At 68.1% G+C, this 21849-nt stretch carries 22 protein-coding genes; 10 read left to right on the plus strand and 12 right to left on the minus strand.

Translation table 11 applies throughout. The features are described 5' to 3' along the window. Both ABY44_RS04295 and ABY44_RS04300 read right to left on the minus strand, forming a co-directional pair. On the minus strand, positions 1-242 hold a 242-nt coding region (locus ABY44_RS04295), incomplete at its 3' end, for a DUF4880 domain-containing protein (protein WP_431640898.1). 3 nt (positions 243-245) lie between these two features. After that, positions 246-755, minus strand: coding sequence for a sigma-70 family RNA polymerase sigma factor (locus tag ABY44_RS04300; RefSeq protein WP_060173837.1), 510 nt, complete (start codon positions 753-755; stop codon positions 246-248). Between the two features lie 473 nt (positions 756-1228). On the opposite strand from ABY44_RS04300, the gene ABY44_RS04305 reads away from it, so the two are divergent. The 3 genes from ABY44_RS04305 (at position 1229) to ABY44_RS04315 (ending at position 4026) form a co-directional block, all read left to right on the plus strand. Further along, the gene (locus ABY44_RS04305; RefSeq protein WP_060173836.1) at positions 1229-2389 is read left to right on the plus strand and encodes a porin; all 1161 of its coding nucleotides are present in this window, start codon (positions 1229-1231) and stop codon (positions 2387-2389) included. After that, the gene (locus ABY44_RS04310; RefSeq protein WP_155637968.1) at positions 2389-2565 is read left to right on the plus strand and encodes a hypothetical protein; all 177 of its coding nucleotides are present in this window, start codon (positions 2389-2391) and stop codon (positions 2563-2565) included. The genes ABY44_RS04305 and ABY44_RS04310 overlap by 1 nt, the downstream gene beginning before the upstream one ends. A 237-nt stretch (positions 2566-2802) precedes the next feature. Continuing rightward, positions 2803-4026: a transglycosylase SLT domain-containing protein gene (locus tag ABY44_RS04315; protein WP_060173835.1), complete on the plus strand. Its 1224-nt coding sequence runs from the start codon at positions 2803-2805 to the stop codon at positions 4024-4026. 31 nt (positions 4027-4057) lie between these two features. On the opposite strand, the gene ABY44_RS04320 is transcribed toward ABY44_RS04315, so the two are convergent. The 3 genes from ABY44_RS04320 to ABY44_RS04330 all read right to left on the minus strand — a co-directional run bounded on the left by ABY44_RS04320 (position 4058) and on the right by ABY44_RS04330 (position 5981). Next, complete coding sequence (locus tag ABY44_RS04320; protein WP_226230569.1) at positions 4058-4576, minus strand: hypothetical protein; 519 nt, start codon at positions 4574-4576, stop codon at positions 4058-4060. 47 nt (positions 4577-4623) lie between these two features. Next, entirely contained in the window at positions 4624-4959 is a 336-nt protein-coding gene (locus ABY44_RS04325) for a hypothetical protein (RefSeq protein ID WP_060173876.1), read from the minus strand. 275 nt (positions 4960-5234) lie between these two features. Next, positions 5235-5981, minus strand: coding sequence for a MipA/OmpV family protein (locus tag ABY44_RS04330; RefSeq protein WP_060173834.1), 747 nt, complete (start codon positions 5979-5981; stop codon positions 5235-5237). Between the two features lie 246 nt (positions 5982-6227). Between ABY44_RS04330 and ABY44_RS04335 the strand changes: the two genes are divergently transcribed. Both ABY44_RS04335 and ABY44_RS04340 read left to right on the plus strand, forming a co-directional pair. After that, a complete protein-coding gene (locus ABY44_RS04335) occupies positions 6228-6953 on the plus strand; it encodes a response regulator (protein WP_059682155.1) in 726 nt (241 codons plus the stop codon). After that, positions 6954-8330, plus strand: coding sequence for an ATP-binding protein (locus tag ABY44_RS04340; protein WP_060173833.1), 1377 nt, complete (start codon positions 6954-6956; stop codon positions 8328-8330). It begins immediately after the preceding gene. A gap of 54 nt (positions 8331-8384) precedes the next feature. Here ABY44_RS04340 and ABY44_RS04345 read toward each other — a convergent pair whose 3' ends face one another. The 6 genes from ABY44_RS04345 to ABY44_RS04370 form a co-directional block, all read right to left on the minus strand. Continuing rightward, entirely contained in the window at positions 8385-9425 is a 1041-nt protein-coding gene (locus ABY44_RS04345) for a FecCD family ABC transporter permease (protein ID WP_060173832.1), read from the minus strand. Then, complete coding sequence (locus ABY44_RS04350) at positions 9422-10438, minus strand: ABC transporter substrate-binding protein (protein WP_060173831.1); 1017 nt, start codon at positions 10436-10438, stop codon at positions 9422-9424. The genes ABY44_RS04345 and ABY44_RS04350 overlap by 4 nt, the downstream gene beginning before the upstream one ends. Then, entirely contained in the window at positions 10435-11202 is a 768-nt protein-coding gene (locus ABY44_RS04355) for an ABC transporter ATP-binding protein (RefSeq protein WP_431640900.1), read from the minus strand. Before ABY44_RS04355 ends, ABY44_RS04350 begins: the two co-directional genes overlap by 4 nt. 29 nt (positions 11203-11231) lie before the next feature. Continuing rightward, on the minus strand, positions 11232-13322 hold the full coding sequence (locus ABY44_RS04360; RefSeq protein WP_060173875.1) for a TonB-dependent receptor: 2091 nt from the start codon (positions 13320-13322) through the stop codon (positions 11232-11234). Positions 13323-14033: 711 nt separating this feature from the next. After that, entirely contained in the window at positions 14034-14942 is a 909-nt protein-coding gene (locus ABY44_RS04365; RefSeq protein ID WP_060173830.1) for a SphA family protein, read from the minus strand. A 162-nt stretch (positions 14943-15104) separates the two neighbouring features. Next, the gene (locus tag ABY44_RS04370; protein WP_027787832.1) at positions 15105-16028 is read right to left on the minus strand and encodes a LysR family transcriptional regulator; all 924 of its coding nucleotides are present in this window, start codon (positions 16026-16028) and stop codon (positions 15105-15107) included. 117 nt (positions 16029-16145) lie between these two features. Between ABY44_RS04370 and ABY44_RS04375 the strand changes: the two genes are divergently transcribed. The 5 genes from ABY44_RS04375 to ABY44_RS04395 are packed head-to-tail and all read left to right on the plus strand — an operon-like array spanning position 16146 to position 21200. After that, entirely contained in the window at positions 16146-17027 is an 882-nt protein-coding gene (locus ABY44_RS04375) for an intradiol ring-cleavage dioxygenase (RefSeq protein ID WP_027787833.1), read from the plus strand. After that, positions 17024-17326 (plus strand): Dabb family protein, encoded by a 303-nt coding sequence (locus tag ABY44_RS04380; protein WP_081072825.1) that lies wholly within the window; start codon positions 17024-17026, stop codon positions 17324-17326. The genes ABY44_RS04375 and ABY44_RS04380 overlap by 4 nt, the downstream gene beginning before the upstream one ends. A gap of 7 nt (positions 17327-17333) precedes the next feature. Then, on the plus strand, positions 17334-18401 hold the full coding sequence (locus ABY44_RS04385) for a maleylacetate reductase (RefSeq protein WP_060173829.1): 1068 nt from the start codon (positions 17334-17336) through the stop codon (positions 18399-18401). A gap of 50 nt (positions 18402-18451) precedes the next feature. Continuing rightward, entirely contained in the window at positions 18452-20110 is a 1659-nt protein-coding gene (locus tag ABY44_RS04390) for a bifunctional 3-(3-hydroxy-phenyl)propionate/3-hydroxycinnamic acid hydroxylase (protein WP_060173828.1), read from the plus strand. A gap of 13 nt (positions 20111-20123) precedes the next feature. Next, a complete protein-coding gene (locus ABY44_RS04395; RefSeq protein WP_060173827.1) occupies positions 20124-21200 on the plus strand; it encodes an alpha/beta hydrolase in 1077 nt (358 codons plus the stop codon). Positions 21201-21383: 183 nt separating this feature from the next. Here ABY44_RS04395 and ABY44_RS04400 read toward each other — a convergent pair whose 3' ends face one another. Next, positions 21384-21824: a nuclear transport factor 2 family protein gene (locus ABY44_RS04400; protein ID WP_060173825.1), complete on the minus strand. Its 441-nt coding sequence runs from the start codon at positions 21822-21824 to the stop codon at positions 21384-21386. Between the last annotated feature and the right edge of the window lie 25 nt (positions 21825-21849).

The following is a 21849-nucleotide window of genomic DNA, read 5'->3' on the forward strand; positions in this document are numbered from 1 at the left end:
CGCGGCGACAGCAGCGCCGCGTGTGCGGCCTGCGGGTCGAGCCCGGCCGTGAGCCCGCCCAATCTGTGCTGCATCGTTTCGATATGGCGCCATGCCGCGTCGTGCGCCGGATCCTCCGCGCGCCAGCGCGCGAGCGCGGCGTCGAACGCTTCGCCGGTGCGGCCGGCCTGCCGGTCGACCCACCATTCGACCGCGCGACGCGCAACCTGCGGCGGCACCGCCGGCGCTCCCGGGGCGGCCATCGGTCAGGCCGCCATCGCGAAGAAACACTGCGTGCCGGCCTTCACGAGATAACGCTTCACCGTCGCGAGCGACACGCCGAGTTCGCTCGCGATCTCGGCCTGCGTGAGCCCGTCGAGTTGCGCGAGCAGGAACGCTCGCTTCGCCGCGAGCGGCAGGCCGTCGAGCAGCCGGTCGATTTCGAGCAGCGTCTCGAACACGACGGCCCGCTCCTCCGGCGACGGCGCATGCGCTTCGGGGCGCTGCGCGAGCGCATCGAGATACGCGCGCTCGATCTGCTCGCGCCGCCAGTGGTTGCTCAGCACGCGCTGCGCGACCGTGGTGAGGAACGCGCGCGGCTCGTCGGCGCCGATCGGCTCGTCGCGTGCGAGCAGGCGCATGAAGGTGTCGTGCGCCAGATCGGCCGCGCGGTGCGCGCAACCGAGCTTCCGGCTCAACCAGCCGCGCAGCCACGCGTGGTGGCCGGTATAGAGGGCGTCGATTTCTCGATGGAGGGACAGCTGGTCAGCAGACATGGCCGGGTTCCGGGGTGCGCAGGCGTCAACGATCTTGTAAATGAGAATGATTATTATATACAAGACCGGATCGACGACCGGCGTGCCACGCGCGCAACGACAACGCGACAGGAAGGGAGACGCCGCCGCGATGCCGTCGCCCGATGCGTCGTTAACACATTCATTACACCGTGGCCAAATCGATTCATTAAATAGTTATTTGACGGATCGATAACAATATCCGGGCCGCCTCGACGCCCCGTCAAATCGATCGAGATTATCGCGAGATATGCAAGCCGGAATGACAAAATTGCGAAATGACAATCAATTGATACGCAATTTTCAATAATTCAAATCCCTCGATCGTCGAGACTGGAGCACATCCCTGTCTGCCTCAAGCCACAAAAGAGAATTTCGTTTTTCCGTTTTAATCGCACTCGGTAGTCTCCTGCCATTCCGGATCACGAATACAAGCCAATGCGCAAGGAGATGAAATGAAACGCACGACCCTCTCGCTGATTTCCATCGCGTCATTCGCGGCGATACCCGTCGCGCACGCGCAGTCGAGCGTCACGCTGTATGGCGTGATCGACACGTCGATCACCTACGTGAACCATGCGCAGGGCAAGGACAACGCGTGGATGCTCGGCAACAGCAGCGCCGGCAACCTGGCCGGCAGCCGCTTCGGCGTGAAAGGCACCGAGGATCTCGGCGGCGGGCTGAAGGCGCTGTTCCAGCTCGAGAACGGCTTCGACCCGAGCAACGGCCGGCAGGGCCAGGGCGGCCGCATGTTCGGCCGGCAGGCGTTCGTCGGCCTGACGAGCGATCGCTACGGCACGCTCACGTTCGGCCGCCAGTACGATCCGCTCGTCGATCTCGTGCAGGGCATCACCGCCGACAATTATCTCGGCAGCGTGTTCGCGACGCCCGGCGACGTCGACAACTACGACAACAGCTTCCGCGTCGACAACGCGGTGAAGTACACGTCGGCCGTCTATGCGGGCCTGCAGTTCTCCGCGATGTATTCGTTCGGCGGCATCGCCGGCAGCACCGGCGCCGCGCAATCGTATTCGGCCGCCGTGTCGTACAACAACGGGCCGTTCAGCGTCGCGGGCGGTTACTTCCACGCGACCAACAGCCCTGCGTCGAACGGGCTGCGCAACGGCTGGACCAGCTCGTCGGACGGCACCTTCGACGGCCCGATCAACAACGGCTATGCAAGCGCGCACTCGATCGGCATCGCGCGCATCGCGGGCCAGTACGTCGCCGGCCCGTTCACGTTCGGCCTCGGCTACAGCAACGCGCAGTACCGCCGCGATGCGAGCTCGGTATTCAACTCGAACGAGCACTACAACACCGGGCAAGGCTTCGTGAACTACCAGGCGACGAACGCGCTGCTGGTCGGCGTCGGCTACAGCTATACGCGCTCGGGCGGCGACACGTCGGCCACCTATCACCAGGTATCGGCCGGCGCGGACTACAACCTGTCGAAGCGCACCGACGTCTACCTGACCGCCGCGTACCAGCACGCAAGCGGCCAGACCGGCGACGGCAACGGCGGCTCGATGGGCGCGCAGGCGTCGATCGGTTCGTACGGCTACGCGGGCACGAGCGCGCAGACGATGGTCAACCTCGGCCTGCGTCACCGCTTCTGATGCAAAACGGCCGGCTGTCCGCCGTGCGGCCGGCCGAATCCGCATCGACCGATACGGCGGCACCGGCCGCCGGCGTGTTTCCCGATCGCCTTTTCATCGCCCATTTCACCCCGGACATCGGCTGCCTGTCGATTTTCATCCGGTTTGATTCAGCACCGATTTCCTGGAACGAATGACGCGATGCGTCAGTATTCCGGCGCCGCCATTGCCCCGGCATTCACCGTGAAATCCGGCCATATTTACCGATAATGCTTCGCCGCACGCCGCGATCGGACACGATAAAAAGGCGTGTCGGGCGCATGGGCAAATGCAAAGGAAAGTTTGACGCGAGCCATTTGCCTGCTCGCTATGGCACACTTCGCGTCTCGCGTAATTTCCTTGCACCGGGCGCCCGGATTCCGCCCCATCCTGCCATGCCGCGTCAGACCACCCGTTCGATCAGCCGAGAAACGCTGAAAATCGCCTCGACGATTGCGCTGTCGTGCGCGCTGCACGGTGTCGCGCGGGCCGATTGCCTCGACGACGCGGCCGCGTTCCAGCACGTGAGCGTCAGCCTGATGCGCGGCATCGCGCAGGTGGAGTCGGGCATGAACCCGAACGCCGTCAACACCAACACGAACGGCACGGTCGACATCGGGCTGATGCAGATCAACAGCACCTGGCTGCCGACGCTCGCACGCGAAGGCATCACGCGGGAGAGCCTGTTCGATGCGTGCACGAACGCGTATGTCGGCGCGTGGATCCTGTCGCAGAACATCCGCCAGCTCGGCGCCAACTGGAACGCGATCGGCGCGTACAACTCCGCGTCGCCCGACAAGCGCCTCGCGTATGCGCGCAAGGTCTATGATGCAATCCGGACCATGCCGGATTCGCCGGATACTCCCATGCCCATCCTTCCACCGTCCTTTACGCCGCCGCAACAGGCCCAGGCGTACAACCCGTTCGCGAGCCTGAGCGTGTCCGCCCCGCAGCAGGTCACGCGCCCGCGCACGATCTCGTCGGCTCCGCCGCCGGCGCCCCCGCAGGGCGGCCCCGCCGGCCCGGCCGGCACGTACAACTTCGGCTGGACGGTCACCGGGGCGGACCAGGCCAAGCCGACCCAGGTGTTCGACGACGGCGCGCGGGTCTACGTGCAGTTCAGCGACATGAAGCACCTGCCGGCGATCTTCACGGAAACGTCGTCAGGCCGCGTGCTGATGTCGTGGGAGCTGCAGTTCCCGTATGCCGTCCTGACGCGTCCCGCGCAAACGTTAATCTTCCAGCTCGGGCCGTTCGAGGCGCGTGCGCAGCGTGGTGGAGCCGGTGGCGCAGGCATGACTGCGCAGGCCGGTACGGCGAGCCCAGCGACGACGGCCGTATCCTCGAAGAAGCCGGCGAATGCCGCGACGAATACGGCAGCCGGTCCGGCGTCGGCAGCGACGACAAAACGCACGGCATCGGCCGATGCGCTCTGGTACGTGAATACGCCTTCGACGTCAGGAACGACGGCAGCCTCGCCGTCCACCGCGAACATTCCGGCCACGCTGCCGACGGCCATCACGTCGAACACGCCGCCGCCCGCGCCGGCCCAGGTGCCGGCTGCGGCCGCTCAGCCTTCGCGCGTCAGCACGGATGCGCTGTGGTACATCTCGAAGTAACGCATCCGGGATCGCCCGCGTAGCACGGCGATCATTTCTCCACGGTCGGCGGCAGCTCGGGCGCGTTCATGTCGTCCACCCATTGCAGTTCGGCCGTGCCGTTCTTCCTGAAATACACGCGCAGATAGCGCGACGTCGACGATTCCGGCTGCGGAATCGTCACGTCGATCGCCTTGTGCTCCGCCTGGGCGCCACGCCGGATCTCGGCCAGCGGTTGCGCGAACACCCATGTGAGCTTCGCCGTTTGCCCCGGCGTGACCCGGCAGCCGCACGCAAACCCGCCGCCGCCGCCGAAGGCCTCGCCTGCCTCCCGCGCCGAAGGATTGCCGAAGCATCCCGACTTGTGCTCGTTGTCGAGCCAGAACTCGTGAAGCTTTCGCGTGTACTCGTTATAGCCGGTGATGCATACGGTGCGCGGCCCGGATGCAGTGCCATCATGTCGTCCGCATCCGGCCAGCACACCCAGCGCCGCCAGTGTCAGCGCGCGGACCCCTGCCCGGGCCATCATCGACAGCCTCGCAGACGCGGCGATCCCGGGCACTGCACGCATGCCGACGACCCACGCTCGCGTACCCCTATCGCCACCGGCAAGCCCCCTCACCCGCGCCGCAGCCAGATCACCTTGCCGTCGCGAATGCCGAGGTCGCGTCGCTCCTGGCGATAGTCCATCGTGCCCGGCAGCGATTTGCCGTCGCGCTCGAGCACGCGCCACAGGCAGCCGTCGAGCAGCGCGGCCGCATCGGCCTCGGTTTTTCCGACCAGCGCGTCGTCCGGCGCGGCGTCCGCCTTGCACGCGCTCGCGGCGCCCGACGGTGCGGGGTTCATCACCGCGCCGCCGGCGGTGGCGTTGGGGTGCTTCGCGTTCATGTCCGCACATCCTGCAAAGGTTGCGCTCGCAACGAGTGCAACGAGTGTCGCGATCGTGTTCTTCATCGGTTTCTCCCTGTCGCGCCCCGGTGCGCCGTGTACGGCCTTCGTGCACGGCCCGGCGTCGCATGAATGATCGGTGCCGCGCGCCGCCGACCGTTCCTCGACGAAGGCCGGCCGGCGCATGTCGGCGGTGACGCGATACGGTCCGGCCGTGGCGGCGAACCGGGTCGCAAGTCCGGCACGGCGCCGGACCCGCCTGCATGTTACCGCACGCGATTCGCCGCGACGGCTGCAACACCGACGCCGACGCGTACGGCATGCGCGCGCCGGCAACTCACTCAGAACTTGTAGGTCACGCCCGCGATGCCGTAATAGTTGCTGCGCGACTGGACGATCGGACTGTCGCCGTAGCGACCAAGCAAGCGCGTCACGCCCCCCGTCGCGAGCACCGACCAGTGCTGCGACAGCGTCCAGTTCCACGCGATCGCCATCGACGCGCTGTCGATCCCGCCGCTCGTCGAATACGGCCGGAACCGGCTCGTCATCGACTGTGCATCGGTCACGCCGTAGAACGTCTGCGTGTAGCGCCCCGAGCCCCCGTGCACGGTTCCCGTCACGATGATCTCGTGCTGCGAGGTCTTGAACACGGGCACCGCGAGATCCACGTGCCCCGACACGCCGCGCGACGTATGTGTCACCGGGGTGTCGATCGTGACGCTCAGCTCCGCCGCGTTGAAGAGCGTCACGCCCGCGCGCACGCCCACGAGCACCGAGCCCGGAATCCGGCCCATGCCCTTCAGGTAGTCGGAGCCCGGCATGTCGAAGCGGTTCTCGTCCGCACGGCCCGCGTCGTAGCTCACAGCCGCCGACAGGAACACACCGTGCGGCAGGTCGAGCCGGTAGCCGGCGCCCTCGGTGCTGTCGATGAAGAAGCCGTTACCGAACTTCGCGGAAAGCCCCGGCGCAACGACGCCGCGGTACTGGTTGCTGCCCGGGTAGCGCGGTGCGAAACCGCCGCCAAGCGACAGCGAATACTGGTTTTCCGCGTGGGCGGCGGCGGCGAGGGTCAGGCCGGCGAGCGGCATGCAATAGCGGTAGCGGCGAAGTATTGGGCGCACAATATTGAGATAGAAGTGACGGAGCCCGCAGTCTAGGTGCCGCCCTGCGCCGAGACTGTCCTGAATCTTCGGAGAATCTGTGCTCAATTGTGTTTGATTGTTCGAGATTGTCGTACCGCTTCCCCGGCGTTCGGTGCGCCGGATAGAATCTGCGGGCCGCGCCGCACCCCGGCTTGCCACGGCGTGAGATGGCGCGCGCATCCTGAGGAGACCATGAACGAAGATCCGCTCAAATACCGCGTACTGCTGATCGAGGACGACGACCGCCTCGCGCAGCTCGTCCGCGAATACCTCGACAGCTATGAATTCGCGGTGACGGTCGTCCGGCGCGGCGACCTCGCCGTCGCGGCGGTGCGCGAGCACCAGCCGGCCCTCGTGATACTCGACCTGATGCTGCCGAACCTCGACGGGATGGAAGTCTGCCGGCGCATCCGCGCGTTCACCAACGTGCCCGTGCTGATCCTGACCGCGCGCGCGGACGTCTACGACCAGGTCGCGGGCCTCGAGACGGGCGCCGACGACTACGTGACGAAGCCGATCGAGCCGCGCGTGCTGGTCGCGCGCGCCCGCGCGCTGCTGCGCCGTGCGCAGCCGGCCGCCGCCGACACGCCCGTGGCCGCACCCGAAGCGCTCGTGTTCGGCGAGCTGGCGATCTCGCCGCCGAACCGCACCGTGACCTGGCGCGGCGAGCCGGTCGACCTCAAGACTGCCGAGTTCAACCTGCTGCTGATTCTCGCGCGCGCGGCCGGCACCGTGCTGAGCCGCGACGACATCCTGAAGCAGCTGCGCGGGATCGAGTTCGACGGACTCGACCGCTCGGTCGATTCCGGCATCTCGAAGCTGCGCCGCCGCTTCGAAGATGCGTCGTCGGAGCCGCACAAGATCAAGACGATCTGGGGCCGCGGCTACCTGTTCAGCCCTTCTGCGTGGGACGAATAAATGCTGCGCCCGTTGATCAGGCTGTACCTCGTCGTGATCCTGTTCGTCGTCGCGTCGATCCTGTTCATCCAGTTGTCGTTCGACCGGATCTTCTACGAACGCAGCGCACAGGCGCAGCGCGACTCGCTGACGACCTATGCGTTCGTGCTCAACGACTACCTCGAACGCCATCCGGGCGGGCAGCGCGCACTCGCGCTGCGCGAGCTCGCGAGACACGGCAACGAAGGATTCGGCTTCCTGTCGATGGCCGCCGCCCGTGCGCAGTTGAGCGGCGCGCCGCTGCGCGACCTCGATGCGGGCCGGATCGCGATCAGCTACAACAGCAAGGATTACTACATGCCGCTCTCGGACGGTACGGTCCTGCATGCGCGGCCGATCGAAGCGTCCGATCTCGACATCAAGATCTATGCGTACCTGCTGCTCGCGCTCGGCACGCTGTTCGCGGTGGTGCTGTGGATCCACTATCACTGGCGCGACCTGCGCAAGCTGCAGGATGCCGCCCGCGCATTCGGCACCGGCACGCTGTCGACGCGCGTGAAGCTGTCGGGCAAGTCGAACATCGACGAACTGTCGCAACAGTTCAACGACATGGCCGAGCGCATCGAGGCGTCGATCAAGCAGCAGCGCGAAATGATGCACGGCATCTCGCACGAACTGAAGACGCCGCTCGCGCGGCTCGAGTTCGGGCTCGCGCTGCTCGCCGAGCCTGGTGAAACGGGCCGGATGCGCGAACGCCGCGACGCGCTGCGCCGCGACGTGCGCGAACTCGACGAGCTCGTCACCGAGCTGCTGACGATCGGCCGGCTCGAACAGGGCGCGAGCCAGCTCGCACCGATGGAAGTCGTCGTCGACGCGCTGATCGACAGCGTGGCCGGCAACGTCTCGAACGATATCGCCGATCGCGGCATCTCGCTCGACGTATCGACGCTCGGTGCCCCCGCGACCCACGTGTGCGACCCGAAGCTGGTTGCCCGCGCGTTGCTTAACCTGATCCGCAACGGCGCACGCTATGCATCGCGCACCGTGCTGCTCGCCGCCGCACGCGACGCGTCCGGCGCGCTCGTGCTGAGCGTCGACGACGACGGCCCCGGCATTCCGGCCGCCGAACGCGCCCGCGTGTTCGAACCGTTCCAGCGGCTCGACTCCAGCCGCGACCGGCAAACCGGGGGCTTCGGGCTCGGGCTCGCGATCGTGAGGCGCGTCGCGCAGGTGCACGGCGGCGACGTGCGGCTCGAGGATTCGCCGCTCGGCGGCGCACGCTTCGTAATCACGCTGCCCGTGCGAACGCTGCCGGACAACCTGTTCGACGTGCCGGATACCGTCGCGCGGGGCGACCCATTCGGCCGCGGCACGGGCATGGCCATCCCGCGGCAATGACGCGCGCCGCAAGCGCCCTCGCCTGAGCGCCCGCCGCCGGTGCGCGCGCGCCGCTCAGCGGCGGCGCAACAGCGCGACGAAGAACAGGCTGCCGAACATCGCGGTCACGATACCGATCGGCAGATCCTCCGGCGCCGCGAGCGTGCGGGCGGCCACATCGGCCCACACGAGCAGGATCGCGCCGGTCAGCGCGGCAACCGGCAGCAGCCTGCCGTGCTCGGCACCGACGACGCGGCGGCACAGATGCGGCGTCACCAGCCCGACGAAGCCGATCGCACCGCTCACCGCCACCATCGCACCGGTCGCGAACGACGCGACGACGAACACCTCGCGCCGCATCCGCGCGCTCGGCACCCCGAGCGCGGCCGCGGCCACGTCACCCGACATCAGCGCATTCAGTTCGCGCCGGCGCGCGTACAGCGCGCCGCCGGCAAGCACCGCGCATGCGGCCGGCACCGGCAGCAGATCCCAGCGCGCGAGCCCGACGCCGCCGAGCATCCAGAACAGCACCGACGACGCGGCGCGCTGATCGCCGAGATACAGCAGCAGGTTGCCGAACGCGGCCATCATGAACGACACCGATACGCCCGCGAGCAGCAGCCGGTCCGATTCGAGCCGGCCGCGCCGGTAAGCGAGCGCGATGACGCAGGCGGTCGCCGCGAGCGCGCCGGCGAACGCGGCAGCCGACAGCGTGAACGGGCCGAATGCCGCACCGGCCAGCACGGTGACCGCGACGGCGCCGAGCATCGCGCCCGCGCTCACGCCGAGCAGGTGCGGATCGGCCAGGCGGTTCGCGGTCGCCGCCTGCAACGCGACGCCCACCGCTGCCAGCGTCGCGCCGACGATCGCGGCGAGCAGCGCGCGCGGCATCCGGATCAGCCAGACGATGCTGTCGTCGCCTGCCCCCGCCGCGAACGCGCCGGCCTCGCCGAACGCCGGCACGATGTGCGTGGCGACGATCCGCACCGCCGCCGGCATCGCGATCGGCGCCGGACCGAACGCGGCCGATACGACGATCGACACGACCAGCAGCAGCGCCAGCGCCGGCAGCACTGTACGCATGCCGGGCCGCGCAGCACGCACGTGCCCGCTCATCGCGCCGGCCCGGCGAACGCGGCCGGATACAGCGCGCGCGCCAGCGTCTCGACGGCCGCGACGTTCTCGGGGCCCGGCGTCGCCGCATCGTAGGGAATCACGATGAAGCGCCGGTCGCGAATGGCGGCCACGCGCGCGAGCGACGGCTGGCTCAACAGGAACTGCTGCTTCTGCGCGGCCGTCACGGCCGAATAGTCGACGATCACGATCACCTGCGGATCGCGCGCGACCACGCTTTCCCAGCTCACCTGCGTCCAGCTGCGCGGCAGGTCGGCCATCACGTTGCGCGCCCCGGCCGCCGTCAGCAGCGCGTTCGGCATCGCGAGCGCGCCGGCCGTCATCGGCTTGTCGGTGCCGCTGTCGTAGACGAACACGCGCAGCGGCGCCGGACGCCCGATCGCGCGCGACACCGCCGCGAGACGCGCGCGCATCGCAGCCACGACCTGCGCGGCGCGCGCGTCGACACCGAAGATCCGGCCGAGATTGTTCAGGTCGCGGAACACGTCGTCGAACGACGCGGCCGTCTGCTTCATCACGTGCGAGCACGATTCGGTCAGCTCGTACGTCCGGATGCCGAACGGCGCGAGGGTTGCCGGCGTCACCGCGCCGCCGACATGCATCCCGTAGTTCCAGCCCGCGAGATAGAAGTCGGCACGCGCGGCCGCCAGCACCTCGAGCGACGGATACTGGCTCGCGAGTTCGGGCACGCCGCGCAGCGCGTCGCGCACGCGCGCGGTGCCCGTCTTCCAGCCGCCGATGCCGGTGTAGCCGACGAGCCGGTCCTTCAGGCCGAGCACGAGCATCATCTCGGTCAGGTTCACGTCGTTGCTCACCGCGCGCGTCGGCGCGCGGTCGAACGTCACGTCGCGATCGCAACTGCGCACGGTGACGGGATAGGCACCCGCATGCGCGGCCGCGCAGCCGAGCAGGATCGCGGCAACCAGCCGGCGGAATGCGGATGACGACACAGACTGCAACGCGGAGGGCAGGACAGGAAACGGCATGGCGGTCATTCCGGATGAAGCGGCGTGATGCGCGGGCGGCTCGTGACCGGATGGCGATCGACGAGCGCGACGACGCCGAACACGTCGCGCAGCAGCGCTTCGGTCAGCACGTCGGCCGGCGCGCCCGATGCGACGACCCTGCCGTGCGCGAGCACGTGGAGCCGGTCGCAATACGCGGCCGCGAGATTGAGATCGTGAATCGTGGCGAGCGTCGCGATGCCGAGGCGCCGCACGCGCGCGAGCAGTTCGAGCTGATGACGCAGGTCGAGATGGTTGGTCGGTTCGTCGAGCAGCAGCAGTTCGGGCTGCTGCGCGAGCGCACGAGCCAGCAGCGCGCGCTGCTTCTCGCCGCCCGACAGCGACGCGAAGCGTTGCGCGCGGCGCTCGACGAGGCCGACGTCGTGCAGTGCGGATTCGACGATCCGGCGATCGTCCGCCGTCTCCGCGTCGAACGGCCGCTTGTGCGGCGTGCGCCCCATGCCGACCAGTTCGTCGACCGTCAGCCCGAAATCGTCGGGCGTCTCCTGCTGCAGCACCGCGATGCGCTGCGCGACCGCGCGCGGCCGCATGCGCCACACGTCCTGCGCGTCGAGCGCGACACGGCGCGCATCGGGCCGCGCGTAACGGAACACGCAGCGCAGCAGGCTCGTCTTGCCGCTGCCGTTCGGGCCGACCAGCCCGACGAACTCGCCGTCGGCCACGCTCAGAGTCACCGAATCGAGCACGGCGATCGCGCCGCCGGGAGACCAGCTCACGCGTTCGATGTCGAGCATGTGCGCCACGGGAGGCTCGCCGCGCCGCACTAGAAGCGCATCGTCGCGACGAGCTCCGCCGAGCGCGACGGGCCGAGCAGCCATTGCTCGCCGCCGTTCGACGTCGTCACCGCGTACGTGCGGTTCGCGAGATTGCGCAGGTACAGCGCGAGCTCGGTGCGCGACGTCGGCTGCCAGCGCAACGACGCACCGAACACCGTGTACGACGGCACCTGTATGCGGTTCGCGTCGTCGCCGTACGTCGCGCCGACGTAACGCATGCCCGCATTCGCTTGCCAGCGCTCGGCAAACGCCCAGCCGAGCCACAGGTTCGCCGTCTGCTGCGGCACGTTGGCCGGCGCATTGCCGGCGCGCGACACCGTCGCGCTGCCGACCTTCTCGTTGAACGCGTCATAGCGCGCGCGCAGCAGCGCGACGTTCGCGTCGACCGTCCAGCCGTGCGGCAGCCGCGCGCCGCCCGTCAGCTCGATGCCGCGCGACGATTGCCGGCCGACCTGCCGGCGCAGCGCAGGATTGAACGGATCGGTGCTGAGCAGGTTGCGCTTCGTGATGTCGTACACCGCGAAGGTCCAGTAGGCGCGGCCGTCGAGCAGCGTCTGCTTGACGCCGGCCTCCCACTGTTCGCCGGTGGCGAGCCGGTAGTTCGCCTGCGACGCGGACAGCGTCAACAGCGAGCCGAGGCCCTCCGCGCCTGTCGTGTACTGCGCATAGGCGCTGAGCGTCGGCGCGACTTCGAACACGAAGCCCGTGCGCCAGCCGACGTTCGCGAAGCGCTTGTCGAAGCCGGCGCCGCTCGCCGCCTGCTCGCGGCTGAACGCGATGTGGTCGTAGCGCAGGCCGCTCACCCACGCGAGCCGCGGCAGCACGTCGAGCCGGTTCTCGGCGAACACCGCCGCCTGCCGTGCCCGCGTGCTGAACTGCGGCACCGTCGGGTCGGGGCTCGTGAACACGCCGGGATCGAAACCGTGCGCGGGCACCGTCGATTCGCCACCATACGGCGAATTGTTGGTACCACTGAACGTGACCTGGCTGAATTCCGTGCCGACGACGAAGCGGTTCGCGCGGCCGAACAGCGTACCGTCGAAGCGTGCGCTCAGCCGATCGCCGATCTGCCGCTGGTGATGGCCGATGTCCAGATAGTCGCCGCGCGTGACGAGACCCGTCGCGGTGTCGAGCGCATACGATTCGGCATTGCGCCAGTGGCGGTTCGACGTCAGGTAGTAGAGCTGGTTGTCGATCGTCACGCCGGCCGTCGGCCGGTAGCGGGCCGACAGGCGCGTCCACTGGTCGTAGTAGGCAATCGTCGCATCGCCGACGTTGTAGTTGAGCTTGCGCAGCGACGGATCGAGCACGCCGTTCGGTGCCGGCACGCCATGGTAGGTCGCCGGCATCTGGCGGCCGTAATCGAAGTCGAGCGTCAGCGTGAGCTTCGGGCTCACATCGAACTTCAGCGCGCCGCCGACGGCCGTCGTATGCGTATCGGCCCGCTCGGCGAGGCCGTTCGCACGTGCATCGCTCGCGTAGAAGCGATACGACAGCCTCGGGCCGAGCGCGCCCGTCGTATCGAACGCAAAGCGCTTCGCGCCGTCGGCGCCGACACCGGCCTGCAGCGTCGTCTCGCGCGTGCGCTGCGGCCGCTTCGGCACCACGTTGACGACGCCGCCGATCGCCCCCTCGCCATACAGCACCGACGCCGGGCCGCGCAGCACCTCGATGCGCTCGACCGACCACGTGTCGAACGGGAAGGTGATCGTGCCGGCCGCCGGCATCAGCCGCACGCCGTCGAGCAGCGTCATCACCGATTCCTGCCCGCTGAAGCCGCGCACGCTCAATGCGGTGCCGCCGGTACCGGGCGCCATCGCGCTCGCGAACCCCGCGGTGCGCGTCACCGCGTCGAGCACCGTGCGATCGCCGCGTGCCTCGATCGTGCCGGCCGTGACCGACTCGACGCTTGCCGGCGTATCGAGACTTGCCAGCCCGAGCCGCGAGCCCGTTTCGAGCGGTTGCGTCAGCGGGGCGGCCGGTGCGGATCGCGCGCTGACGTTGATCGCCGGCAGCGCATGGCGGTCGTCGGGTGCAGGTGCGGCCGCTTCCGCGGCAAGCGCGGCGGACGTCGCCATCGCGCACCCCACCCAGGTTGCGCAACCATACGCGGCACGCGAGCGCCATCCCCCGTCGTACCGGCGCGAGCCGGCGTGCAGCCGCGCGTCGCGCGCCCGCATGTGTTTCGTCTTCGTCACTTCGTATCGGTCTTCGTGTGGTTTCGTCGCACGTGGCTTGCCCGACAGCGTCGGACGGCCATCGATCCAAACGTCGGATGATACGTTATATCAATTTATCCCGTCAGGGTTTTGTCAGGATCCGTGGGCCAGCACGCCCGGCCTATGGCTGAACCCGTGACGGGTCGCCTCGACAGCATCACTGGATAAATCGGCCGGTACGCCGGCTCACGTGTCGCCGACACGACCGCGTCGGCCGCCGGGAAGCCGGTCCGCCCGATGCATGTCGCTTTCGGCGACGCGATGCAAACGCAATCGCAAAAACGCACCGGCTCTCGTCGACCTGCCGCTCGCGAATATGCGACAACCGTCGCGTTGCATGACGTCCCGGTCGCACCGGGGAAACGGCTATCGGCCGATGCGCTGTTCGCATTCGATCGTGGCGCCCTGACCGATATCCTGGCCGGCGGTCGCGCCGACATCCGCCGGATCGCGGCCACGCCGAGCGCCAAGCGTCTCCGTCGGGATTGCGACCGGCACACGCAGACGACCGCTACGACCCGCCGCCGCACCCGTGACGCGCGCCGCGACCGGCCGGCGCAACTTCGCCGCCTAGATCGGAAAACTGAACTGCACCCACAGCTTGTCGCCCTGCGGCCGGTTGCGCACCGCGACCTCGTGCTGGTATTTCACGACCACGCCCGACGCCGGTCCCCACATGTAACGCAGCTGCGGGCCGATCGCGACCGACTGCCCGCGAAAACCGTCCGACGCGACCTTGATGCCGTCCTGCGTATCGTCGGTGAACTGCTTCAGGAACGTGCCCTGCACGCCGACCTGCACGCGCCGGTCGATCGAATAGCCGACCAGGTAATCGAGCACGGCCACCGCACCCGAGTGGTACCGCGTCGCATGGTTCGGCGAATTCAGCTCCAGCAGCGTGGTCGTCGAGATCTCCCAGTCGCGGCCCGGAAACCAGGTCGTGCTGACGTACGGCAGGAACGCATACGTGTTCAACCCCGTGTTCGCGATCCGGTTCGCCGCATACGCGCCGCTCGGCACCGCGAACGACGGCGAGAAGAACGCGAAGAAGGTCTTCGATGCGTTCGCGTAGTTGATCATGAACGGCTCGAGGATCACGTCACCGAGCGACGTGCGGTTTCCCGTACCGCCCGGCGTCGACAGATGCAGGTGCACGATCGGTACGATCGCGCTGCTCGACAGCGAGAACGGCCCGAACGTCGCACCCCAGGTGTGGACCACGCGCGGCGTTTCCGCGACGACGCTCAGGTGAAACCCCGGCACCGCGCTGCCGCCGTCCGGCCCGGCAAACCGGTTCGATACCGAGTACAGCGCGTAGTTGAAGTACTGCGTGTTGCCGGGCGGCGGAAGCAGCCCGTTCAGCACGGTGTTGACGCCGAACGGATAGCTGACCTGCCCGTTCTCCGTGGCCGACGCCGGAACCTGCATGGCGCCGGCGATCAGGAATGCCAAGGGTACCCGTCGCAAGGTGAATTTCATGTCGTCTCCAGACCGGATTGTTATCGTGTCATCGCGTGCCGGGCATCGCAGGCCCGGGGAGACGCAATGTAAAGCGCACGACAGCGGCGAAAAAGACGACCTTCAGGAGAACAGTTCTTCGTTACACGGAGAAATGCGCGGCGGTGCGGCGACGGCCCACGATCAGCGGCCGACTTCCTTCCATTTGCGCGCGAGCCCGAGGCGTTCGAAACGCTCGATCAGGAACTCGGTGAAGACACGGATCTTCGCCGGCTGGTGACGGCGGCTCTGGTACGCGATGTTGACGGTGAGCGCCGGCAGTTGCCAGTCGGTGAGCACCGGCACCAGCTTTCCCGCGACGATATCCTCGTGGATGATGTAGAGCGGCTGGATCAGGATGCCGAGCCCGGCAAGCGCCGCCGCGCGGATCACCTGCCCTTCGTTCGCATCGAGCACGCTCCTGATCGTGACCGACTGCTTCTTCGCGCCGCGGCGGAAATGCAGCACGTACGGATCGTTCGCGAGGTTGTAGACCAGCAACCGGTGGTCGCACAGCGCATCGGGCGTCGCCGGCGCGCCGTGCTTCGCCAGATACCCGGGCGACGCGGCCAGCACGCGCCGTGTCTCGGCGAGCTTGCGCACGGTGATGCCCGAATCCGCTTCGTGCTCGCGCGTGCGGATCGCCACGTCGATGCCCGCCTCGATGAAATCCGGGTAGCGGTTCGCCGCGATGATCTGCACGTTCAGGTTCGGGTAGCGCCGGTGAAACTCCGGCAACGCCGGCGCGATATAGATCGACGCGAACGATACGGAAGCGGTCACGCGCAGCGTGCCGGCCGGGTTGACGCTCGTTTCGTTGACCGCCGCATCGGCCTCCGACAGCTCCGTCAGGATCGCGACGCAGCGCCGGTGGTATTCGTGCCCCGCGTCGGTCAGCCACAGGCGGCGCGTGGTCCGCTCGACGAGCCGCGCCCCCAGCCGTTCCTCCAGCGCATTCAGGCAGCGGCTCGCCGCCGCGCTCGACATGCCGAGCCGCTCGGCGGCCTTCGACAGGCTCCCCAGCTCGGCGACCTGCACGAAAAATTCGATCTGCGTCCACTTGTCCATGCGTTGGATTCTTCCACTTGGCGGAGAACAAAACTCCTCCAAACCATCTTTTTTACGATCCGGGGAGGAATTAATGTTACGTCAACGCGCCATCCAACGACATCAGGAGACAACCCCATGCGCAATCTCAACGAAGACACCATCACGCAGGCCGTGATCGCATCGCTCTCCGGCTGTCGCGACGAGCGGCTGCGCACGGTCATGACCAGTCTCGTCCAGCACCTGCATTCGTTTGCGCGGGAGACCCGACTCACCGAGGCCGAATGGCAGGCCGCGATCGGCTTCCTGACCGCGGTCGGGCACATCACCGACGACAAGCGCCAGGAATTCATCCTGCTTTCCGACGTGCTCGGGCTGTCGACCCTCGTCACCGCGCAGAACCATGCGAAACCGGCCGGCTGCACGGAAGCGACCGTGTTCGGCCCGTTCTATGTCGACGGCAGCCCCGAGTTCGCGATGTTCGACGACATCGCGAACGGCGCATGCGGCGAGCCCTGTTTCGTATCCGGCCACGTGCGCGGCATCGACGGCATGCCGGTCGCGCACGCGTCGCTGGAAGTCTGGCAAGCCGACGAGGACGGGCACTACGACGTCCAGCTTCCGGCCGACGACGGTTCGGTCACGCATCGCGCGCGCGGCCGGCTGCGCACCGGCGCCGACGGCCGTTACGCGTTCCGCTCGATCCTCGCCGAACCGTATCCGATTCCGCACGACGGCCCCGTCGGCGCCATGCTCGATGCGCTCGGCCGTCATCCGTGGCGCCCCGCGCACCTGCATTTCATGATCGCGGCGCGCGGTTACGAAACGCTGATCACGCACGTGTTTCGCGACGGCGATCGTTATCTCGACTCCGACGCGGTATTCGGCGTACGGTCGACGCTCGTCGCCGACTGGGTGCGGCACGCGCCCGGCATCGCGCCGGACGGTTCGCGCATGGACACGCCGTTCTACACGCTCGATTACGACTTCGTGCTCAATCCCGCCGGGCGCGGCGCGTGATCCGGCACGTCGTGATGTGGAACGTCGCAGGCGAAACCGACGGCGAACGCGCGGCGGCACGCGCCAGTGTGAAGCGTGCATTCGAAAGCCTGCGCGGCCGGATTCCAGGCATGACGCACCTCGAGGTCGGCGCGGATTTCAGCGCGGCCGATTACGCGTGCGACCTGATTCTCGTCGCCGAATTCGAGTCGCGCGAAGCGCTCGACGGATACGCGACGCATCCTGAACACGCACGCGTACGCGACTCACTGGCCGGCCTGCGCATCGCGCGCTACCAGGTCGACTACGCAATGGAGTGACGACGACATGAATTTCATTTACCAGGCACGCCCCGCACGCGTGATCTTCGGCGCAGGCAGCCTCGACCATCTCGAACGCGAAGTGCTGGAACTGGGCGCGCAGCGTGCGCTCGTGCTCTGCACGCCGGAGCAGCGCGACCTCGCACTACACATCGTCGAGCGGCTCGGCGCGCGCGCGGCCGGGTTGTACGATCGCGCGACAATGCACGTGCCGATCGAAATCGCCCGCGATGCGCAGGCGTTCGCCCGGTCGTGCGGTGCGGATTGCGCGATCGCGATCGGCGGCGGCTCGACGATCGGCCTCGGCAAGGCGATCGCGCTCGAAAGCAGCCTGCCTATCCTCGCCATCCCGACGACGTATGCGGGCAGCGAGATGACCCCGATCTACGGCCTGACGGAAGGCGGCATCAAGCGCACGGGCTCCGACGCGCGCGTCCTGCCGAAAACGGTGATCTACGATCCCGCGCTCACCGTCACGCTGCCCGTCGAGCTGTCCGTGACGAGCGGGCTCAATGCGATCGCGCACGCAGCGGAAGGCCTCTACGCGAACAACGCGAACCCGGTGATGAGCCTCGTCGCCGAAGAAGGGATTCGCGCGCTGGCGCGCGGCCTGCCCGGCGTGCGTCGCAACACCGCCGATCTCGGCGCACGCGGCGACGCGCTTTACGGCGCATGGCTGTGCGGGATGGTGCTCGGCAACGTCGGCATGGCGCTGCATCACAAGCTCTGTCATACGCTCGGCGGCAGCTTCAACCTGCCGCACGCGCCGACCCATACGGTCGTGCTGCCGCATGCGCTCGCGTACAACGCGGCGCACGCGCCGGACGCGATGCAGCGCATCGCCCGCGCGATCGGCACGAACGACGCGGCGCGCGGCCTCTACGCACTGGCGCTCGACAACGGTGCGCCCGTTTCGTTGAAGGCGATCGGCATGCAGGAAGCCGACCTCGATCGCGCGGCCGATCTCGCGGCCGCCAATCCGTACTGGAACCCTCGCCCGATCGAACGCGACGGCCTGCGCGCGCTGCTGCAGGACGCGTTCGACGGCAACCTGCCCGGCTCGACCGCGCGCTGAATCGAACACACGACAAACCAACAAACGCCACCATCATGGAGACATCCCACATGAATACCGAATCGAGCGCGCACGGCGACGGCACCGCCGAACACTGCGACGTCGCGATCGTCGGCTACGGCCCGACCGGCCTCGTCGCCGCATCGATGCTGGGCCGCGCCGGCCATCGCGTGATCGTCCTCGAACGCTGGCCGACGCCCTACGGCCTGCCGCGCCTCACGCACATCGACGGCGAAACCGCGCGCATCGTGCAGGCCAGTGCCGACGTCGATCACGCGCTGCGCAACGCGAAGGCAGTCGACACCTACCATTACTGCGACGCGAACGGCGACCTGCTGCTCGAACTGAACTGGACCGGCCGCGCATGCGGCTATCCCGCGCACATCTCGATCTACCAGCCCGACATCGAGGACGCGATCGATGCGCGCGCCAGCGCCTTCAGGAACGTGACGATCCTGCGCGGCTGGGAAGTCGACGCACTGCGGCAGGACGACGACGGCGTGACGCTGACCGCGCATCCGTCCCGCTGCGGCCAGGACGCGCAATGGACCGACAGGCCGCGCGTCATTCGCGCGCGCTACGTGATCGGCGCCGACGGCGCGAACAGCCTCGTGCGCCGCACGCTCGGCATCGAACGCTCCGATTTCGGCTGCAACGAACGGTGGCTCAACCTCGATTCGGAAAACAAGCGCGATCTCGGCGACGGCTGCGCGCGCACGACGATCTACTGCGATCCGGCGCGCGCGTACATGCACATGCCGATCGGCACGAAGCGCACGCGTTTCGAGCTGCGCGTGCTGCCGAACGAATCGACGGCCGAATGGGAAACGGAAGAAGCCGGCTGGAAGTGGCTCAACGACCACTACGGCTACGGCCCGGACGACCTGACGCTGCTGCGGCACGTCGTCTACACGTTCGAGACGCGCATGGCCGAACGCTGGCGCGCCGGCCGCGTGCTGCTCGCGGGCGATGCGGCGCACACGATGATGCCGTACATGGGGCAAGGCGCGTGCTCCGGCATGCGCGACGGCATCAACCTCGCGTGGAAGCTCGACCTGGTGCTGACCGGGCGCGCGTCCGCCGACCTGCTCGACACCTATGAAGCCGAGCGCCGCCCGCACGTGACGGCGATCACGCAGATGTCGCTGTTTCTCGGGCAGGTCGTCAACGAGGACGATCCGCGCAAGGTCGCCGAGCGGGACGCGGCGTTCCGCTCCGGCAACATGCCGCCGATGCCGCCGTTCCCGAAGCTCGGCCACGGCATCGTGCACGCGCAAGCCGACGGCACGCTGCTGCCGACGACGGGCGCACCGGCCCCGCAAGGCCGCGCGCGTCGCGGCGCGGCCGAGGGCCGTTTCGACGACGTGGTCGGCCAGGGTTTCCAGCTCGTCACGCGCGAGCACCCTGCCCGCCATCTCGACGACGCGCAGCGCGCATTCCTCGCGCAGCTCGGCTGTCACGTGGCCGTGCTGGCCGACGACGTGTGCGCGCCGGATGCCGTGGTCGATCTCGACGGCGAGCAGCACGCGTTCATGCACGCGCACGGCATCGCCGCGTATATCAAGCGGCCCGATTTCATCGTGTTCGGTTCGGTAAGCGACCTGCGCGATCTCGGCGCGCTCGTCGACGCGCTGCGCGCCGCACTGCACTGGTCCGCCGTTTCGAGCGAGCCTGCCGCGGCTTCGGCAGCCGTCACCCACGCATCGTGAAGGAGACCGACGCATGACGACCGAACTGTCACCGTTCGCGCTGTCGCTGCAGCGCGCGATGCCCGTCACGCGCCTGCTCGATTGCGGGATGGACTACGCGGACGCAACCGCGCTGCACGCCCGCACGTCCAACGGCGAGCCGTGGGACGTCGCGGCCGAAGCGCTGGCCGACGCGCAGCTCGCGCGCGCCGCGCAGGCGGCGGATGCCGGCCATCTTGTCACGGCCGCCGACGCGCAGGCGATGGCCATCGCGAACCTGCTGTTCGCGCAGATGGCGTTCAACCACGACGTGCCGCGCAAGCGCGCGCTCTATGCGCGGCTCGTCGACGCGTCGCACGGCCTTGCGCGCTGGTCCGACAAGCGCATCGAACGCGTCGAAGTGCCGTACGGCGATGCGCGCCTGATCGGCTGGCTGGTGCGGCCGCCGGCGGAGCGCGTACGCGGCACCGTGATCGTGTTCGGCGGCCAGAGCGGCTGGGGCTTCGCGTACTGGCCGATCGCGCGCGCACTCGCGGCACGCGGCCTCGCCACGCTGCTCGCCGAGGGGCCGGGCCAGGGCGAGACGCGGCTCGAACAGCGGATCTTCGTCGACGTCGACATGAGCGCCGCCTATCGGCGCTTCGTCGATCACGTCGCCGATCGTGTGCCCGGGCCGATCGGTATCTGGGGAAACAGCATCGGCGGATTGTGGGCGGCGTCGACTGCCGCGAGTGACCGACGGATCGCGGCCTGTTGCGTGAACGGCGCGCTCGCGGCGCCGACGCTGCTGCCGTTCCGCACGTTCGTCGAGCAGGCCGCGGCGATGCTCGGCAACGACGATCCCGATGCCGTGGCGGCGAACTTCGCGCGGATGCGTTTCTCGTCCGAACGCAACCGTATCGCGTGTCCGCTGCTGGTGCTGCACGGCGGCGAAGATCCGCTGATCCGGATCGACGATCAACAGCCTTTTCTCGATGCCGCGACGTCCGGCGATGCGACGCTCAAGGTCTGGCCGGACGGCGAGCACACGATCTACAACCACGCGTCCGAGCGCACCGCGCTCGTCTGCGACTGGTTCGCCGAGCGGCTGGCGCGAGCGGCAGCCGTGTGAACACGCATGCGGTGCCGGCCGTGCCGACGGTCGACACCGCGCGTGGCATCCGGCATGACGACGTCGCACCGCCGCCTGCCGCGACGCCGTCGATTTCCACGCGCGTGAAGCCGTACTTCGCCATCCGCTCACGATGGCCGACCGAACCGGGACACGCGTGCAGTTGTGCGGTCATCGTCCGCTTCAACCGCCAACCTTGAACGCCGGCAGCTGCTGCCCGAGCCGCGCCCCCATTTCCGTACCGAGCGCCTGCAGCGCATTGAACGGCCGGACCATCACTTCGAATTCCACGATCCGCCCTTCTTCGTCGAAGCGGATCATGTCGATCCCCTTCAGCGCCTTGTCGCCGACGCTCGCGCTGAATTCCAGCACCACGCTCAGGCCATCGTCGGTGACGAACTGGCGGTAATAGACGAAATTCTCGAGGATCGTGATCACCGTGCGCAGCGCCATCAACAGCGCGGGCGCCGGCCCGTACGGCTTGAACGCCATCGGCGAACGGAACACCGCATCCGGGTGAACGATCGATTCGAGCGCACTGAAATCCTTGCTGTCGATCATCGCGTGCCACACGTCGAGCGATTTCGCGACAGCGGGATGAACTTGCAGCGGTGAGTGTGTCATCGGAAGTCTCCTGACTCATCGGACG

This window comes from Burkholderia sp. ZZQ-2 (assembly GCF_050768715.1).
GTDB classification, from domain to species: Bacteria; Pseudomonadota; Gammaproteobacteria; order Burkholderiales; family Burkholderiaceae; genus Burkholderia; species Burkholderia cepacia.

Bases quoted from the DNA above. Each gene is read 5' to 3' on its own strand.
- ABY44_RS04300 (WP_060173837.1), bottom strand. From the start codon at position 755: ATGTCTGCTGACCAGCTGTCCCTCCATCGAGAAATCGACGCCCTCTAT.
- ABY44_RS04305 (WP_060173836.1), top strand. From the start codon at position 1,229: ATGAAACGCACGACCCTCTCGCTGATTTCCATCGCGTCATTCGCGGCG.
- ABY44_RS04310 (WP_155637968.1), top strand. From the start codon at position 2,389: ATGCAAAACGGCCGGCTGTCCGCCGTGCGGCCGGCCGAATCCGCATCG.
- ABY44_RS04315 (WP_060173835.1), top strand. From the start codon at position 2,803: ATGCCGCGTCAGACCACCCGTTCGATCAGCCGAGAAACGCTGAAAATC.
- ABY44_RS04320 (WP_226230569.1), bottom strand. From the start codon at position 4,576: ATGCGTGCAGTGCCCGGGATCGCCGCGTCTGCGAGGCTGTCGATGATG.
- ABY44_RS04325 (WP_060173876.1), bottom strand. From the start codon at position 4,959: ATGAAGAACACGATCGCGACACTCGTTGCACTCGTTGCGAGCGCAACC.
- ABY44_RS04330 (WP_060173834.1), bottom strand. From the start codon at position 5,981: ATGCCGCTCGCCGGCCTGACCCTCGCCGCCGCCGCCCACGCGGAAAAC.
- ABY44_RS04335 (WP_059682155.1), top strand. From the start codon at position 6,228: ATGAACGAAGATCCGCTCAAATACCGCGTACTGCTGATCGAGGACGAC.
- ABY44_RS04340 (WP_060173833.1), top strand. From the start codon at position 6,954: ATGCTGCGCCCGTTGATCAGGCTGTACCTCGTCGTGATCCTGTTCGTC.
- ABY44_RS04345 (WP_060173832.1), bottom strand. From the start codon at position 9,425: ATGAGCGGGCACGTGCGTGCTGCGCGGCCCGGCATGCGTACAGTGCTG.
- ABY44_RS04350 (WP_060173831.1), bottom strand. From the start codon at position 10,438: ATGACCGCCATGCCGTTTCCTGTCCTGCCCTCCGCGTTGCAGTCTGTG.
- ABY44_RS04355 (WP_431640900.1), bottom strand. From the start codon at position 11,202: ATGCTCGACATCGAACGCGTGAGCTGGTCTCCCGGCGGCGCGATCGCC.
- ABY44_RS04360 (WP_060173875.1), bottom strand. From the start codon at position 13,322: ATGGCGACGTCCGCCGCGCTTGCCGCGGAAGCGGCCGCACCTGCACCC.
- ABY44_RS04365 (WP_060173830.1), bottom strand. From the start codon at position 14,942: ATGAAATTCACCTTGCGACGGGTACCCTTGGCATTCCTGATCGCCGGC.
- ABY44_RS04370 (WP_027787832.1), bottom strand. From the start codon at position 16,028: ATGGACAAGTGGACGCAGATCGAATTTTTCGTGCAGGTCGCCGAGCTG.
- ABY44_RS04375 (WP_027787833.1), top strand. From the start codon at position 16,146: ATGCGCAATCTCAACGAAGACACCATCACGCAGGCCGTGATCGCATCG.
- ABY44_RS04385 (WP_060173829.1), top strand. From the start codon at position 17,334: ATGAATTTCATTTACCAGGCACGCCCCGCACGCGTGATCTTCGGCGCA.
- ABY44_RS04390 (WP_060173828.1), top strand. From the start codon at position 18,452: ATGAATACCGAATCGAGCGCGCACGGCGACGGCACCGCCGAACACTGC.
- ABY44_RS04395 (WP_060173827.1), top strand. From the start codon at position 20,124: ATGACGACCGAACTGTCACCGTTCGCGCTGTCGCTGCAGCGCGCGATG.
- ABY44_RS04400 (WP_060173825.1), bottom strand. From the start codon at position 21,824: ATGACACACTCACCGCTGCAAGTTCATCCCGCTGTCGCGAAATCGCTC.